Below are 16,205 nucleotides of genomic sequence, written 5' to 3' on the forward strand. Positions count from 1 at the left end.
TTGGTTTACTGGGAATGAATCTTAATCATTATACAGCATGAATAGCGGGCCAAGCTAGTTCAATTCCTTCACTTACAAGCATTTGTTGGAACTGCTTCAATTGGTCTGGTGAGTTACGCACTTCACGAGGCTTTAACCCGTGTTCGAGGCAGTAGGCAGCCAAATAACCGGCAGCTTCACCAATGTTCCATTCTACTGGATGCAGTCTGTAACAACCGTTCGTAATGTGAGTAACTCCCAAGTTCTTACAAGCTGGCAATAAGTTGTTCACTCGAATTGGAATTAAACTGCCGAGCGGAATCTGGAAAGGCAGAGAAGAGATGTCGATATAATGACGATCTGCTGTACTCGGGTGCAAATCAATACGGTAACAGCCAACACCGACTGAGTCGAAGAATGTCTCGGCTTTGCCGTCAGGTCTGCAGTCTGTTGCAACGTGTTGCTCCACTACAGTGAACTCAGCTTTGATTCTGCGGGATTCACGAATATAGGGATACTTTGCCAAACCATCTTCAGTACCTACGATGTCTTTGCGCAAGCGCAAGCCTGGGTAGCCTTGTCCGCCATCAGGACGCGGCGCTTCTGTTTGCAGCCAGTATAGAAGGGAGAAGCTGAGCTGTCTTGCATCCTCAAGATGCTTTTGACGGTCTTCCTCGCTAACGTCAATTACAGATTCAAGCCAGTAATCGTTCTGCGGCCAATTGACCAACGTCACATTGCTATCGAACGTGCCTGCCAGGAAGTTGTTCTTATCGACAATTTGTCTGTAATAGAATAGAGAGAAGCGCTCTGTTCCTGGGAACAGTTCGTATGTTACCGTCTCTAATGTATGCGGACGAACGCCGCTCCAGCTAAGAAGCTTGTCCGGCCAAAAGCTAGCTTTGTATTCCCGCCAGAAATCGTAATTGGCCGGTCTCTCGATGGTGTGATCTTCGCCTTCTCTGTAATCCATCGCAAAGCAATAAGTAATGCCTTGCATATCCATCGGATCGGCATCACCATCAAGAGCATGAGGCTCGCCGGTCTGAGCTTTTGATTCTGCACCAGTTACATATTCGACACCAGCTAACGGCAATACATCACCGCACTCGGTAGCATCGATGAAGTATGGAGCCTGAAGCTCGATATGTGCACCTGTGTTAAGGTTACGAACAGTAGCGGATACAACGTCGTCACCATCCGTTTGGGCTTGTTCAACCACATGGTTTGTGAGCAGGAGCAGATTCCCGCTATGAATGAAAGGCGCAAGCATTTGCTGGATTACAGCAAGAGCCGTGCGAGGTTCATGACACAATCGGCTAACATTCCCGTTGCCGGGGTTTAGCCTAGCATTTGCTCTAGCTTCTGGCGTTAGCGGGAAATGATCGCGATAATAATCGCGCACACCCTCGCGGAACTGTCTGTAGCTGCGAGTAGAACCGAATTGCTCAATCCAGGGATGCTCATCAGGCGGGACGGCTTGACTTGTTAATTGTCCCCCGATCCAATCCGTTTCTTCTGTCATGATGACGGATTGTCCTCGTTTGGCGGCAGCTAGTGCTGCTGCACAACCGCCTGTTCCGCCGCCGATGATGACAATATCGGCCTGCAATACTCTATTCATGAGAATGTCCTCCACCTTCTTAGGATTGGGTTTGCTATGCCTGCGGCATAGATAGTACCATTGTAGTTGCTGTAACTTGGTTAGAATAGAGACAATGATGACTTCTTTTGGTAATCTAATGCTTCATTAAAAGTACGTTGTGTATCTAAGTCAGCTAGCTCTAATTGTATAATGGAGTTAATATCCGAATATGTCAATCATTTTGGAGGTAATTTCTATAATGGTTCACAATTATCCTTGCAGGCAGCTAATTATTGTGGAATCACAAGCGTTTTCTTCAACTCATGCCTCACTAAAAATGCTCGAATATTCCCAACAACAAAGCACCTGGAATAAGATTGAAGAAATTCAGACGGTTATAGGAAAGAATGGATTAACTAAAGACAAATGTGAAGGGGATAGGAAGACGCCGATAGGATTGTTCACAATCGGAACTGGCTTCGGTACACATGCTGCTCCTGATTCCTGTCACTGGCCATATCGTTTGACCAGTCAGAATGATTTTTGGGTGGACGATCCTGACTCGGCAGATTATAATCAATGGGTACGTTATGAAGGAGATCCGCATAAGCGGTGGAAATCATTCGAGCGGCTTGCCATACCTGCATATGCATATGCTGCGGTTATTGAGTATAACGTGCGTCCTATTATCCCTGGTAAAGGCAGTGCGATCTTCATGCACGTATGGCAGGGTCCGGAATCTCCTACAGCGGGTTGTGTAGCGATGTCTGAAGAGGACATGAAGAGGCTGCTTCAGTGGTTATCACCGGAACATAACCCTCATATCGCAATAGGTACACAGCATGAACTGACGCAAATCATTCCATTTCTACAAACCAACCATACCACTAGGGGGAACTGAACTATGCCAGATATGTTAGTCAAGCTGTATGAATTGCCGCAGGCTGCTCCTGTTATGAGCAAATTAGCTGAGAGCGGGATAGAGATTAGACGACCGATTGCTCCGGAAAAGCATGTGGTTGTACAATGGGTGCGCGAGCATTTCAATGAAGGATGGGCCAGCGAGACCGAGGTAGCTTTCACGAATCAACCTGTATCCTGCTTCATTGCGATTGAGAATGGAACCATTATCGGATTCGCTTGCTACGAGGCGACTTGTAAAAATTACTTCGGACCTACCGGGGTTTCGTTACAAGCGCGAGGCAGGGGTGTCGGAACAGGATTACTCATTGCTTCCATGCACGCCTTGCATGAACTAGGATACGGGTATGCTGTTATTGGCGGAGCAGGTCCAGTAGAGTATTATAGTAAGACAGTTGGAGCGATCCCTATCGAAAACTCCGTTCCGGGAATTTATCGAGGCATGTTGAAATTGTAATCTCATCTCAAGCAAGCATTAACAGCGTCCTGGAACTATTCCAGAGACGCTGTTATTATTTGAGAACAAATATGGACTTCGTGAACAGCTGGAACTCAGTGAGCGCTTCTTGATTTTGGACTAGGTTTCCACGTGCATAGACTTGTGGCCATGGCGCCAACCGAAATATTCATTATGGATAAGAGAAAGGTTTCCGCTGAGAAAATCAGTCCGCCTAAACTTACGATAAATGCATCCAACCCGAAGATAATGATGCCTACATTTATGGAAGAGGATCTTGCAAGATAGTGAGCCAGCAGATCCATTCCGCCCGTACTTAGATCGTAGCGCAGCATAATGCCGAACCCGCAACCAATGAACAGACCGCCGATCATAGAACTAACAGGTGGAGACAGCTCGACCATATAAAGAAAGTGATATTGGAACGGCTGGATCAAATCGATCAGGATCGAAGAGACCAATAAGCCTTGAAGACTGCTGAAGAATAGATTGCGATGATGAAACCATGACAATAGAAAAATGGGAACACTGCATATTACGCTGGCTACACCTACCTTCAGATCCGTCAAATAACTGAGCATCAGTGCAATTCCAATAATCCCCCCGTCCAATACTTCAAAGGGCACCAGGAAAAAGTCGATCCCAACCGCTAATAATAAGCTTCCTGTTAGGATGGCCGCTATTTTTTGTAACAACTGCAACTCGATCAGCTCCTGCCCGTAGGACATGTCTTAGATGAATATGATAGGTGAGCCCCATTTATTCCCTCTTGAACTCGTGATGTGAACTGGTAAGATGGCAACAGGAAACAGTTGTCGACTAATGGAGGATAGAGAATGGAGAAAGTAGTAGAAGTTGGAGAAGCAGTAGTAAGTCCGGAGGGTATCCGGTATTTGGGAAGACTGTATACGCTCAGGTTGGCTTTACAGCAGCAATGGTTCGCCAAAGCTAGCATAGAAGGCAGCTGGAAAATTCCAATGTATTATGACGCAGGGCAATCACGGTTCTTCATTCAAATCGATGGACAGTTCATGGAGTGCACACTCATTCAACATAGGGAATTGGATCAGGAACGCATACATATGGAAGTTGGATTATTCAGACAGCTTAAGGATCGTTGGATGGATCAAAAAGCGGGAAATATTGAATCAAGATAAATTGAATATTTCCCAGGTAAGCGCAGTAATCGCTAAGAACCGTCAAAATTCAGTAGTTTTCATAGATTATTGCGGTTGTGATTTCGTATCCTGCCAACTGCTGTCGAAACAGCTAGTCTTGGGGGTCATTCGTACGACTAGATGACTCCGATGCACTTGAGTATAAAGCCTCAATGCGTCGGATAGATGACAATACTTGCTCACGCAGCTCATAGGGCTTTAAGACTTTGATGCGGGGACCTTGACTTAATACGAATTCAGTTGCGGAATGCAGGTTGTGAAAATCAACTGACAGAGGAATCCAACCTTGTTCCGGATCATGTGAGCCTATATGATTCACTTGTACATACAGAGCTTGTCGAATAACTCTCTCGATTGAAGGATCGATAAGAACCTCTGCCGGATAACGCGGCAATTGCTGCTTCAGGTCACTCTTGGACTGCTCCCAATAGCGGGCAAGATCGAAGCCTTCAGGACGGTTCGCCTTCTGTTCTAATAGATTAGCGCTGCGGATTCGGGAAACCCGATAGGTCCGGATAACGCCGTCTTCAGTAGAAGCAGCGAGGTACCATGCAGTTCCTTTGGCAATCAGGCCAAGTGGATTCACTATTCGTTGGGGTAACGGAAGCGTACTCTCTGCATCGCTCAGCTTCTGATATGTAAATTGCAGCATACGCTCCTCCCATACCGCTGTGAGTAGAAGCTGCAGAAATGGCGATGCTTCCTCACGGCGAGACCAACCAGCTTCATCAATAAGAAGACGTTGCTTGGCATATTCAGCCTGCTGACGAAGTCCCGGGGCGAGAGCTGCAGACAGCTTCATAAAAGCGGCTTCCGACGATTGCTCCAGTCCAAGATCGGAGAGAAGACGGGCTGGGCTGCCAAGAAACAAGCTGCGGGTTTCTGCATCGTTAAGAGCATTGAGCCGGAAGTGATAGCCTTCCTGAATCGACCATCCTCCTCCGCTGCCGCGTTCGGCATAGACCGGTATACCTGCAGCGCTTAAGGTTTCCATATCGCGTTGAATCGTTCTTTCGGATACTTCCAGTCGTTCCGCCATCTCTTGAGCGGTCATCTTCCGATGCACTTCCAGTAACAACATCAGAGAGAGTAATCGATCTGCACGCATATTTCCAACAGCTCCGTTCCTGGCTTTATCAATTATTTTGATTGTATCACAGTAATAAGACAGTAGTTGTCTTATTAGAAGGATATGATGAATAAGTAAGCAAGAATGACATTTCAAGATCGGGAGGCTGGATTCATATGGGGAAATTATCGGGACAAGTTGCTGTAGTGGCAGGAGCCACGAGAGGTGCTGGAAGAGCAATTGCGATGATGCTGGGGGCTGAAGGGGCAACCGTATATGTAACGGGACGCAGCGTTCGCGGTAAACCAGCTACAGAAGGCAGGAAGGAGACGATTGAAGAGACAGCGGAACTCGTTAATCAGATGGGCGGCGTCGGAATCGCTGTACGTGTAGACCATACCGTGGAGTCTGAAGTTCGTTCTTTGTTCGAACGTATTCGAGAGGAGCAGAACGGGCAATTGGATGTGTTGGTGAACGATGTGTGGGGCGGAGACGAGCTTACGAAATGGGAGGTTCCTTTCTGGCAGCATTCTCTTCATAATGGTTTATTGATGCAGGAGCGAGCCGTACATTCGCACATTATGACCAGTTATTACGGAGTCCCGTTAATGGTAGAACGCGGACATGGTCTAGTTATCGAGATTACCGATGGGATCGATTATAAATACCGAGGAAACTTGTATTATAGTTTGGTCAAAATAAGCAATATCCACTTGGCGGAAGCGATGGCTGCTGATCTGAAACAGCACAATGTTACTGCGTTGGCGGTGACTCCAGGATTTCTTCGCTCCGAAGCGATGCTTGATTTGTTCGGCGTAACCGAGAGCAACTGGAAGGACGGAGCTGCCAAGGAACCGCATTTCATTGCATCGGAGACCCCATTCTTTGTGGGCAAGGCTGTAGCGTGTCTCGCGGCTGATCCGAACGTTAGGGAGAAGAGCGGACAAACTTTAAGCTCATGGGGGTTGTCCGATGAATATGGCTTCACGGATCAGGATGGTTCCAGGCCTCACTGGGGCAATTACTACAAGAAACATATTTTACAAGAGGAGTAATTACATGAATTGAAGGAATGATTAGGGCTTTCCAGTTAAATGGATAGTCCTTTTTATTATGCAAAACAACGTGATGAAGAATGTTACAATAAGAACGAGATGTCTATTTTTTGGGAGGTCACTAATGGAATATCAAACCTATTTTCGAAATCGAATGGAGCAGCATATAAACGAACTGAACGAATGGTTGTCCATTCCCAGCATATCTGCGCTGTCGGAACACAAAGCAGACGTAATCCGAGCTTCAAATTGGCTTGCGGATGCATTAACACGTGCTGGTCTTGAGAATGTTAAGATTCATCAAACGGACGGCCACCCCATAGTTTACGCTGATCATTTGCATGCCGAGGGAAAACCAACTGTCTTGGTGTATGGGCATTATGATGTTCAGCCGGTTGATCCTCTTCATTTGTGGGAAGCGCCGCCCTTTCAACCCGAAGTTCGCGATGGGAAGCTCTATGCAAGAGGTGCGACGGACGACAAAGGACAGCTCTTCCTGCACATTAAAGCTATAGAGTCAATTCTTCAACAAGAGGGATCATTGCCAGTCAACATCAAATTTTGTATTGAAGGTGAGGAAGAGATCAGCAGTCCCCATCTGCCGTCTTTTTTGGATAGCCATCGGGAGAATTTAGCAGCTGATTTAGTACTAATTTCTGATACTGCGTTGCTAGAAAAAGGAAAACCGGCAATCTGCACCGGACTTCGCGGACTTTGTTCGCTTGATGTTAGTGTAAAGACTGCCAATACGGATCTCCATTCCGGGTCGTTCGGAGGAGGCGTTCCCAATGCGCTGCATTCCCTTGTCTCGCTTTTGAGTTCGTTACATGATGAGCGTGGCCTTGTAACGATCCCCGGTTTTTATGATGATGTACCGCCGCTTTCGGACTTGATGAAAGATGAGTTTGCGAGACTTAAATTCGATGAAGAGAAGCTGAAGGAAGAGCTTGGCTTAACCGAATTATTCGGAGAAGAGGGATACACGTTCGTAGAACGAATCGGAGCCCGACCTACACTCGAGATAAACGGCATTTACGGTGGTTTTCAAGGAGAAGGGACGAAGACCGTTATTCCCTGTGAGGCCCATGCCAAGATTACATGCAGGCTGGTAGGAAACCAAAACCCTGAGGATATTCTTGATAAAATCGAGCATCATCTTGTAAAGGGAACTCCGGTAGGCGCAAAATTAACTGTGACCAAACGTGAGAGAGGGAATCCGTTTACGATTGATCCATCGATTCCCATGCTGCAAAAAGCCGCTGATGCTTACGAGCGTGTATACGGGATACGGCCAGTGTTTACCAAAGGCGGGGGGTCGATTCCAATTGTCGAGACTTTCTCACGTGTATTATCCGCTCCTGTAGTCTTAATGGGATTTGGTCTTCCCGATGAGAACCTGCACGCTCCAAATGAACATTTTCATTTGGACAACTTTCACAAAGGGCTTCTAACCATAGTTGAGTTCTTAAAAATCATATAAATTTAAACGTTTGATAAGGGAGTGCATATACGAAAACTTTCTTTTGGGGTAAACTGAAGTATTGGATGAAATTAGTTATTATTAGGAGAGCAGCGGAAATGACGATTACTTTTACACAATTAGGAATACGGGATGAATTAGTTGACACTTTAAGTGAAGGCGGATTGGTGACCCCCACTCCTGTTCAGGAGCGGGCGATTCCAGTCGTTCTCAAAGGGCGCGATGTGATTGTCCAGGCACAAACAGGGACAGGGAAAACTCTCGCTTTCGTGCTTCCCATTCTTCAGACGATTAATCCCCAAGAGGATCGAGTGCAAGCCCTTATCGTAACACCGACGAGGGAGCTGGCCATTCAGATTACGTCTGAAGTCAAGAAGCTTAAGGAAGCCGTAGGTGCAAGAGTGTTAGCAGCTTACGGAGGACAAGATGTCACAGCTCAAATCCATAAATTAAGAGAAACCCCTTCTATCATTATTGCAACTCCAGGAAGGCTTCTGGATCATATAAGACGAGGCACGGTACAGTTGAATCAGCTCTCCATGCTTATATTGGATGAAGCGGACCAAATGCTGCATATGGGTTTTCTAAAAGAAGTGGAAGAGATTATTGCAGAGACCCCATCCGATCGGCAGACGATGCTTTTCTCTGCAACGATGCCCGATAACGTGAAGCGGCTAGCGGCTAACTATATGCGGGATCCGCACGACATTCATGTACAAGGCAAGCGGATCACACTTGAAGGCATCGATCAAGTTATTATCGAAACGACTGACCGGGCTAAGCAAGAAACATTAATCTCCATGTTGGAGCATTATCAGCCTTATTTGGCAGTTGTTTTCTGCAGGACGAAGATTCGGGCCAAGAAGTTGACTGAAGCCTTATCAGCACATGGATTCAATGTCGATGAACTGCATGGCGATCTTACTCAATCGAAGCGCGAGCAAGTGATGAAGCGGTTCCGCGATGCCAGATTGCAAATCTTAGTGGCAACTGATGTTGCAGCACGCGGATTAGATGTGGAAGGTGTCACTCACGTGTTCAACTATGACATTCCGCAGGATGCGGAGAGTTACATTCATCGCATTGGACGGACAGGTCGAGCTGGGCACACGGGTTCAGCCTTTACATTCGCGGCTCCTCGCGATGAAGAGTATGTGGAACAAATCCAACGCGAGATCGGGATGACGCTGGAGCGCCGCGAGATGGATAGAGGCAGTAACGAGAGAGAGCCGAGGGAAAGACAAGGCGAGGCTGCTGCGAAATCGAGCAGTGGACGAAGCAGCGGGCGCAGTTCACGCGACAGTGCACGCACGCGCGGAGCAGGTGCTCGAGGCAGTGAGCGCGGCACATCGCGCGGAGCAGGTGCCCGAGGCAGTGAACGCGGTTCATCGCGCGATTCTGTTCGAGGAGCAGGACGGTCAGCTAGATCAGATGGCCGCAATGCGGAGCGTCCATCGGAGACAAAGCCAGTGAGCGGTTATGGATTGTCGCGTGGCAACGAGCAGCGCAGTGCGCGTGGTGAAAGCAGCTTCCGAGGAACAGTGCTTGCATCAGCGAGATTGTCCAAGGATAATGGTGCAGGTCAAGCAGCCCCTAGAGTAAATGAACCAAAGGCAGATCGTTCATCTGAAAAACCGGTTAGCGGTTATGCACTGGCGGCGAAAAACAACAAGCGAGGCGGTCGTGGAGACATTGGCTCGAGGGGAGCAGGTTCATCTACGGCGAAACCGGTAAGCGGCAATGCGCAATCGCGAGACAGTGACTCACGTAGCGGAAGAGCGGGCAGCGGCTCACGAGGAGCTGCTCGCGGAGTGTTAACCGCAGGTGGGAACGATCGTTCACGCGATAGTGATGAATGGTCGAATAATAAGCGCAACAGCGGCAAGCAGGGCCGTGGAGCAGCAGTCTCATCCAAGCGGAGTTCTCAGCCAACCAGTGTAAGTTCTCGAGGACGTACTAATCAATCTACTCGAAGAGGAAAGTAATAACCTACTATATGATAAGCTGTATACCAAGTTGTAAGGCTAACTGGTACACAGCTTATTGCTGTTTCGTGATCTACCCGAAATAAAACCCCGCAGCATCATTCGCTGCGGAGTCGTTTTGGTTCCTAATAAAGATTAATGAACACTTACATCCATGGGCTCCGTCTCATAGGCGCGGAGAAGAGGGAGGAGCTCGTCTTTATCTGTTATTCGGTTATCTAACCAACGGCTGATTGCGGGCTCATCCAGAATAACAGGCATCCGCTCGTAATAATTGGACACCACTCGATTTGAAGCGGTAGTCAGAATGGTGCATGTGCGATACTCCGACCCGTCCGGGAAATCCCAAACATCATAAAGACCTGCGATGCCGAATACTTTTTGATCGGGAAATTTGAATTCGACGCTCTTCGTTATTTTACCTTCCTGCAGAACACCGTAGAATGCATCGGTAGGGATCACACATCTGCATTTGGAGAAATTACGCTTGTAGCCTCTTTTCTCGTGGATCGTCTCGCTTGGCGCATTAATCGAATCTTTGGCCCAGAACGGAAACATCCCCCAAGTATACATATCAAGACACACTTCATTCTGATATGAATACATGACCGGTATTGGTTGACTTGGGTGTAAATCGCCTTTGGCATAACCAATCAGCACTTTATCAATGGAGAAACGTTCGGCAAGTTCAGTAGTGTCCGCGGATAGAGAGAATCGAGTGAACATGAGGGACAAGCACCACCTTTTTTCTCACAGTATCTTCTGTTTTGGCCATAATATGCATACCGCGTCAAACATCTAATTGAAGGTGTCGGCCATTGAGAAGAGTTGCAACTTGAATACAAACATAGGGTGAGGTATGATCAAGCTTGATAACACAGGTTAGACAGGAGTGCATGACATATGATTACACGTACCGTTACTCATTCGGAGGGCGGCAAGCGACTGCATCGATACTTACGATCTTTACTGCCTAACATCCCTTTGGGACAAATCTATAAAATGATTGATCAAGGTCAAGTCAGAGTAAACGGGAAAAGAAAAAAGCAGAATTACGAAATGGTCTCAGGCGACGAACTCACTCTGTTCATGGAGGAGGAGGCTTACAAGAAAGCTGGCGATGGTCCTGACAAGAAACAGAAATTCTCCGGGGTTAGCTCACAGCTCGATGTGATCTTTGAAGATACAGAGCTATTGGTAGTGAACAAACCAGTCGGAATGCTCACCCATCCTGATCAGATTGAACAAAAGGATACGCTCATCTCGCGGGTTCATGCTTATTTGTACAGAAAAGGCGAGCTTGACAGCCAACTATTCCAACCGGCATCCGCCAATCGTTTAGATAGGAATACGAGCGGACTAGTTCTGATAGGTAAAACGGCTGGGATGCTGCATCAGCTCAACCAGTGGATTCAGAAGCGTGAGATGGAGAAGTACTATGTGACAATCGTGGAAGGAAAACTAACAGGGAGTTCCTCAATATCTGGTACTCTTGTCCGCGATGAGAGCAGTAACCGTACTCGTGTTATTAATCCGGCCTCTTCTAAAACGACATCAAATGGACCTGTAAAAGAAATGGAAGCGACAACGAATTATCGAGTGCTGCAGACGGGGAACGAGTATACGCTGGTTGAGGTTGAGCTGATTAGCGGACGCACCCACCAGATTCGTACTCACTTTCAGAGCATCGGCCATTCTTTGTTAGGAGACATCAAGTATGGCGGCAAGGCTGTTGCTGAAGTCAACTATCAGCTTCTTCATGCCTGGAAGACCGTAATGCCGGATGGACGTAGGTTCACAGCTCCATTACCTGACCTGTTCAGTCAAATGTTGCGGCTGAAGGGAATCACATACACCTTGCAATGAGCACACAAGTCTATTTATTATCTGGTGTAGCTACAAGTGCAGACTTCATGCATCCTCTAAGCGCTGCTCTTGGGGAACGTTATTTGAAGGCCGGAAGCGAAGCGTTCTTTCACTTTCTTCACCCTTATGGCACATGGGAGCGCAGATTAATAGATCAGTTAAATGAAGCGAGACAAGACATTTCCAGAAAGTCAATCCAAGCAATCGCATCTAGCCGAGGCAAACTTCTTAGCGAGTCTATCATGCAGAGTGGAAGAGACCATGATATTGTTCTGATCGGGCATAGTGCAGGTGGGATTGCTGCCATCCATGCTGCTTCAATTCTGAACAATAATGGTATCCGCATTTCCAGTATCGTGCAGATTGGTTGCCCCAAACATGCGGTTCCAGTTTCCTTTCGAGATCGCACTCTGTATACGTATGGAGTAAAAGCCGGCAATAAGAAAGGCTCAGATCCGATCGTGCGAATTGGTACATGGGGAGGATGGGAGAAAGGAACTAATGGCTGGCCGCTTTGGAATTCCAAGCTGTATGCACCTTGTAAGATCAGCACATACCCATTAGTAGGCGGACATACTGATTATTTTCGTTCCAGTCATCCTTATCACAATGACCATGGGATATCCAATCTAGAACTTACTACAGACGTTATATGGAATTTTATTAACCCCATTAAATAATTATCATTAAAGGAGATAACCAGGCATGCAGATTAAAATCCTAGAGGCAACAATGAGCCATTCGAAGGAAGACGGGTATGTAGGGCGTGTTCTTTTTGAGGTGGAGTCCCACAGTAATGCTTATGAAATTACGCTGCAAAGCAAAAGCAAGAAGGATTGGAGCTATGCGCTCAACTTCTCTCAGGATTCTGGTAAAGAGGAAGAAATATTAGCGGTAGAGGATGCTTTGGAAGAAGATGATGAGCTCTTCGACCTGTTAGTGGACACTGCATTAAATAGTTTATGACGTTAATTACCCGCGGAATGCTATTCAATCTTGGCTCCATAGGAACGGCTGAACGCGCCTGCTTGTGCGATATCGATACGAACGCCGCCAATATCGAAAGATTTGAAATCTATACCGTCCACGACCGCTCCTCTTAGATCTGCGCCCTTTAATTTAGCATTGCCAAGACGAGCGCGGGTCAGATCAGTCTCGCGTAAGTCAGCTTTCTCCAGATTGCAATGTGATAAATCAGTTTCGACGAATCGAACGCCGCGTAAGGATTGCTTCGGGAGATTGGCATTACGTAAGTTGGCATAAGACCAGTCTCCCCGCTCTATTGTGATCCCATCCAGACTAGCCTCCGCAAAATCGGATCCAATCATCTTACATTCCGAGAATTTGGCAACAAATAGATTAGCTGCCGTGAAGGAACAATTCGTAAAGGCAGAGCTGGTATGTGCCGATCCGTTGAATTCAGCGCCGGAGAAGTCACAATCGATGAATTGGCAGGCAAGTGTAATCACTTCACTGAGGCGGCAATTGCGAAATCGACATTGAATAAAAACGCTATGCTGCATCATTTTCTCCGAGAAGTCTTGATTGCTGAAATCTACACCCTCGTAATGCTGGCTATTAAAAGTATACATATTCGCCCCCGCTTAACTTACTTAGTAAAGTCTAGTATAAACGACTAGCGAGCAATTGCCATTTTTTTGTTATAATTGGAGCAACTATGACTCTTTTTAAGGCGGTGTGAGTACATTGGATAAAAGGACCCAAACCCTTTCCGCGGATATTTGTGAGGATCCCTGCGCTGGGACAGATGCCGATCTTCAATTGATGAAAGAACGGATGATCAGTGATTCTACCGCGTCAGAAATGGCGGATGTCTTCAAAACATTGGGGGATCCAACCAGAATCAAGCTCATATATGCGCTTCTGGCCAAAGAACTATGTGTTCATGATCTTTCTGTCCTTCTAGGTATGGGGCAATCTGCTGTCTCTCATCAGCTTCGATACTTGCGCAACATGCGTATTGTGAAACGGCGCAAAGCGGGAAAGACGGTTTTTTACTCCTTGGACGACGAACATATCGAACAGCTGTTCGGTCAAACCTTGCAGCATCTTACTCATCACTAATTTCAAGTGTTTGTAGTTGGTTCTGTGTTAGGTTTCATTCCGTAAGAGATCACAGGAGGTAAGAGTTGTGGGTAAAATTATTATCTTTGTTCTGCTCTGGCGGTTATTAGGGAATCCAATTCTCGCCATTCTCGTGTTGCTTGCCATTCTATACCTCATTGATCGACGATTTTTCGGCTTCACACCCAGCTTCGTCAAGCCATTCAAGCGAAGCAGACGCCTCAGTCAGCTGCGTCAAGAATTAGTGGCCAATCCGCATCACACGAGAAATAAGCTGGAAGCGGCGAGGCTATTAATAGAGAAGAAGCAATATACAGCGGCGTTGGAATACTTGGATCAGGTACGTCCCATTATGGAAGACTCACCTGAGGTGCTTTATGAGATTGGATATTGTTACTTGAAGCTTGGGCGAGTGGAGGAAGGGGAGAAGCTGATTCTCCAGAGTCTGGAGATGAATCCAAGGCTCAAGTTCGGAGAACCTTATCTGCGTCTAGGAGAAGCTGTGGCTGCTGTTTATCCGGAGAAAGCAATCCGTTACTTGGAGCAGTTCCGCAGTGAGCATTCGTCATCCTGTGAAGCCTATTATCGGCTAGGGAAACTATATGCTCAGCTTGGCCGCACACAAGAGGCGGCGACAGCATTTAAGGCAACTGTACAGATGTATCGTTCCTTGCCGAAATACAAGCGGCGCACGGAACGCCGATGGGCTATTCTTGCTGGATTACAGAAGAAATAAGATGCACAAAAAGCCTTCAGTTCCACTGTTACAGTGACTCTGAAGGCTTTTGAACGTCTAAATGTAAGAGATCGACTTCAACGCAGCTCTCCATTCGTTGAACTTACCAAGCGCATAGCCTTGTTCAATCGCGTGGCGGGCCATATATATTCCTTCCTCGATCGATCCGCTTTTGCCGCATACCCACAGGCGAACCGCGCTATTCAGCAGAACAGAGTTAAGGAATGGGAGCTCAGCTTCGTTCTCGAGAACTTCAACGGCAGTCCTTGCCTGCAAGGCAGGGCTCCATTCCAGATCCGGTTGCTCCACCATGAGTTCAAGGGTCTCTGGGTCAACAATGAAAAGCTCACTGCTGCCATCACGAATGATATAGGTTCTTGTTCGTTTATCAACCGCCAGATCCTCTGAACCTTCCACGCCTTGAGCGACAATTCCGTGAGTGACGCCAAGCCTCAGCATGAGGTTCGTTATTTTCTCGAATACTGTACCGTGGAAAACACCGACTGCCATATAGGATGATTCTGCGAAACGCAATAATTTCTCGGCTGTATTATACACTGTGCGAAGACCTAATTGCCGGCGGGTTTCTCGAAGCATCCCAAGAGGAGGACACCATACTTCAGTTGGGACGAACAGGAACCCGCTTCGCCGAGCGGCGTCTATTAAGGCGCTCCTGGGAGCTTGAGCTGCCTCAATATCGAGTTCTTTCAGCACATCCAATAAAGTAACTCCCCATTTGGGCGGTAAGCTCGAGCTGCCATGCAAGACAGTAGGCAACCCGCATGCGGCTAGGACGAAGGCGGTAGGGAGTGTGGCATAAAAGGATCGAGTACGTCCGTCATAGGGACCCGCACAATCCAGGCTGCCAGGTATAGGATGAGTTAGCCGATGTTCACGGAGTGAATCAATAAAGGCAAGCAGCTCTTCCGGGGATTCCATCTTAATACGCTCTGCAACGAGGAAAGCCCCGATCTGAACTGGAGTTGCATTCCCGTCAAGTATCGATTCGGCTGCTAGACGCGCCTCCTCGTATGTGAGGTCGCGCGCGCCGCGTTTACCGCGTCCCACTTCTTTGAGTAACGAAATCATCGTCTCCGGCCTCCTTTGTTCTCTTTGTTCTCCTGCAGCAGTTGATACACCGACACGATGGAGGTGGCAACATCCGCTATTCTTTTGCGGTCATTCATCGCCTGCTTGCGAAGCAATTCATAAGCCTCCGCTTCCGAAATATGTTTCATTTCACTCAGAATACGTTTGGCTTGATCGATCCACTTGCGTTCCTCCAGACGGGAAAGTAACTGCTCGCGCTCTTGGTGCCATGCGGTCCTCTGGAAATAATGATTCACGCTTAACAGCAAGGAACAATGGATTTCTAAGCTGTTCATGCCGGGACCGATCATGCCGTCAATACCAGGGGCCAATTGACATTCGTGACTAGGAAAAGTGATTGGATCACACCACCATAGAACAGGCATACCCTTGATGGATGTGACACGCTTTCTCCAACATTCCACTTCGGCCGGTTCCACACATAATAATGCTGCATCTGCCTTAATCATGCTTACAAAGAGTTGTTCTTCTGTACTCGCCGCATAAACGCGAAACCCCATATCTGATAGAAGCGTTTCAGGCAGCAGGGGAGGTTTATTTGGAGCGGAATTACGAATGAGGACAAAAGATTGGAGCATCATTCAACCCCCTTGTTGGCAAGTTACAAAACATGTCAGTTAATATACCGTATAATATAGCATAATCCATTAATTATTGTCGATAACCTAAATTTGTTTATTATTTCAGAAATATTATGTT

General features: G+C 47.2%; 18 protein-coding genes. 11 read left to right on the forward strand and 7 right to left on the reverse strand.

What is annotated here, in order from left to right; translation table 11 throughout:
• Positions 1 to 28 precede the first annotated feature (28 nt).
• On the reverse strand, positions 29 to 1,603 hold the full coding sequence (locus tag AC58QD_RS05905) for an FAD-dependent oxidoreductase (protein WP_497330999.1): 1,575 nt from the start codon (positions 1,601 to 1,603) through the stop codon (positions 29 to 31).
• 220 nt (positions 1,604 to 1,823) lie between these two features.
• Here AC58QD_RS05905 and AC58QD_RS05910 point away from each other — a divergent pair, with 220 nt between their 5' ends.
• Together AC58QD_RS05910 and AC58QD_RS05915 are read left to right on the forward strand one after the other, a co-directional pair.
• Entirely contained in the window at positions 1,824 to 2,465 is a 642-nt protein-coding gene (locus AC58QD_RS05910) for a L,D-transpeptidase family protein (protein WP_497331001.1), read from the forward strand.
• A 3-nt stretch (positions 2,466 to 2,468) separates the two neighbouring features.
• A complete protein-coding gene (locus AC58QD_RS05915) occupies positions 2,469 to 2,942 on the forward strand; it encodes a GNAT family N-acetyltransferase (protein WP_497331003.1) in 474 nt (157 codons plus the stop codon).
• 95 nt (positions 2,943 to 3,037) lie between these two features.
• Here AC58QD_RS05915 and AC58QD_RS05920 read toward each other — a convergent pair whose 3' ends face one another.
• Entirely contained in the window at positions 3,038 to 3,643 is a 606-nt protein-coding gene (locus AC58QD_RS05920) for a YitT family protein (protein WP_497331005.1), read from the reverse strand.
• A gap of 135 nt (positions 3,644 to 3,778) precedes the next feature.
• Here AC58QD_RS05920 and AC58QD_RS05925 point away from each other — a divergent pair, with 135 nt between their 5' ends.
• The gene (locus tag AC58QD_RS05925; RefSeq protein ID WP_497331007.1) at positions 3,779 to 4,099 is read left to right on the forward strand and encodes a hypothetical protein; all 321 of its coding nucleotides are present in this window, start codon (positions 3,779 to 3,781) and stop codon (positions 4,097 to 4,099) included.
• A gap of 112 nt (positions 4,100 to 4,211) precedes the next feature.
• Here the strand turns inward: AC58QD_RS05925 and AC58QD_RS05930 are convergent, their stop codons facing one another.
• Positions 4,212 to 5,228 carry a helix-turn-helix transcriptional regulator gene (locus AC58QD_RS05930; RefSeq protein WP_497331009.1) on the reverse strand — a complete coding sequence of 339 codons (1,017 nt, stop codon included), beginning with the start codon at positions 5,226 to 5,228 and terminating at the stop codon, positions 4,212 to 4,214.
• Between the two features lie 137 nt (positions 5,229 to 5,365).
• Between AC58QD_RS05930 and AC58QD_RS05935 the strand changes: the two genes are divergently transcribed.
• From AC58QD_RS05935 to AC58QD_RS05945, 3 genes are all read left to right on the forward strand, one after another.
• Positions 5,366 to 6,244 carry an SDR family oxidoreductase gene (locus tag AC58QD_RS05935; protein WP_497331011.1) on the forward strand — a complete coding sequence of 293 codons (879 nt, stop codon included), beginning with the start codon at positions 5,366 to 5,368 and terminating at the stop codon, positions 6,242 to 6,244.
• A 124-nt stretch (positions 6,245 to 6,368) separates the two neighbouring features.
• Positions 6,369 to 7,724 (forward strand): dipeptidase, encoded by a 1,356-nt coding sequence (locus tag AC58QD_RS05940; RefSeq protein ID WP_497331013.1) that lies wholly within the window; start codon positions 6,369 to 6,371, stop codon positions 7,722 to 7,724.
• Between the two features lie 98 nt (positions 7,725 to 7,822).
• Positions 7,823 to 9,709: a DEAD/DEAH box helicase gene (locus tag AC58QD_RS05945; RefSeq protein ID WP_497331015.1), complete on the forward strand. Its 1,887-nt coding sequence runs from the start codon at positions 7,823 to 7,825 to the stop codon at positions 9,707 to 9,709.
• Between the two features lie 135 nt (positions 9,710 to 9,844).
• Here the strand turns inward: AC58QD_RS05945 and AC58QD_RS05950 are convergent, their stop codons facing one another.
• Positions 9,845 to 10,435, reverse strand: a complete 591-nt coding sequence (locus AC58QD_RS05950) for an SOS response-associated peptidase (RefSeq protein ID WP_497331017.1) — start codon at positions 10,433 to 10,435, stop codon at positions 9,845 to 9,847.
• A 177-nt stretch (positions 10,436 to 10,612) separates the two neighbouring features.
• Here AC58QD_RS05950 and AC58QD_RS05955 point away from each other — a divergent pair, with 177 nt between their 5' ends.
• The 3 genes from AC58QD_RS05955 to AC58QD_RS05965 are packed head-to-tail and all read left to right on the forward strand — an operon-like array spanning position 10,613 to position 12,541.
• Positions 10,613 to 11,575 carry an RluA family pseudouridine synthase gene (locus AC58QD_RS05955; protein WP_497331019.1) on the forward strand — a complete coding sequence of 321 codons (963 nt, stop codon included), beginning with the start codon at positions 10,613 to 10,615 and terminating at the stop codon, positions 11,573 to 11,575.
• The gene (locus tag AC58QD_RS05960) at positions 11,572 to 12,255 is read left to right on the forward strand and encodes a PGAP1-like alpha/beta domain-containing protein (protein ID WP_497331021.1); all 684 of its coding nucleotides are present in this window, start codon (positions 11,572 to 11,574) and stop codon (positions 12,253 to 12,255) included. Before AC58QD_RS05955 ends, AC58QD_RS05960 begins: the two co-directional genes overlap by 4 nt.
• Positions 12,256 to 12,280: 25 nt before the next feature.
• Complete coding sequence (locus tag AC58QD_RS05965) at positions 12,281 to 12,541, forward strand: hypothetical protein (RefSeq protein ID WP_497331023.1); 261 nt, start codon at positions 12,281 to 12,283, stop codon at positions 12,539 to 12,541.
• Between the two features lie 20 nt (positions 12,542 to 12,561).
• On the opposite strand, the gene AC58QD_RS05970 is transcribed toward AC58QD_RS05965, so the two are convergent.
• Positions 12,562 to 13,167, reverse strand: a complete 606-nt coding sequence (locus tag AC58QD_RS05970) for a pentapeptide repeat-containing protein (RefSeq protein WP_497331025.1) — start codon at positions 13,165 to 13,167, stop codon at positions 12,562 to 12,564.
• 115 nt (positions 13,168 to 13,282) lie between these two features.
• Here AC58QD_RS05970 and AC58QD_RS05975 point away from each other — a divergent pair, with 115 nt between their 5' ends.
• Together AC58QD_RS05975 and AC58QD_RS05980 are read left to right on the forward strand one after the other, a co-directional pair.
• Positions 13,283 to 13,660: an ArsR/SmtB family transcription factor gene (locus AC58QD_RS05975; RefSeq protein WP_497331027.1), complete on the forward strand. Its 378-nt coding sequence runs from the start codon at positions 13,283 to 13,285 to the stop codon at positions 13,658 to 13,660.
• Positions 13,661 to 13,727: 67 nt separating this feature from the next.
• Positions 13,728 to 14,396, forward strand: a complete 669-nt coding sequence (locus AC58QD_RS05980) for a tetratricopeptide repeat protein (protein ID WP_497331029.1) — start codon at positions 13,728 to 13,730, stop codon at positions 14,394 to 14,396.
• A 57-nt stretch (positions 14,397 to 14,453) separates the two neighbouring features.
• On the opposite strand, the gene AC58QD_RS05985 is transcribed toward AC58QD_RS05980, so the two are convergent.
• Both AC58QD_RS05985 and AC58QD_RS05990 read right to left on the reverse strand, forming a co-directional pair.
• Positions 14,454 to 15,485, reverse strand: coding sequence for an anthranilate phosphoribosyltransferase (locus AC58QD_RS05985; protein WP_497331031.1), 1,032 nt, complete (start codon positions 15,483 to 15,485; stop codon positions 14,454 to 14,456).
• Positions 15,482 to 16,087, reverse strand: a complete 606-nt coding sequence (locus tag AC58QD_RS05990) for an ANTAR domain-containing response regulator (protein ID WP_497331033.1) — start codon at positions 16,085 to 16,087, stop codon at positions 15,482 to 15,484. Before AC58QD_RS05990 ends, AC58QD_RS05985 begins: the two co-directional genes overlap by 4 nt.
• Positions 16,088 to 16,205 lie beyond the last annotated feature (118 nt).

The organism is Paenibacillus sp. J2R1T-4, from assembly GCF_059692235.1.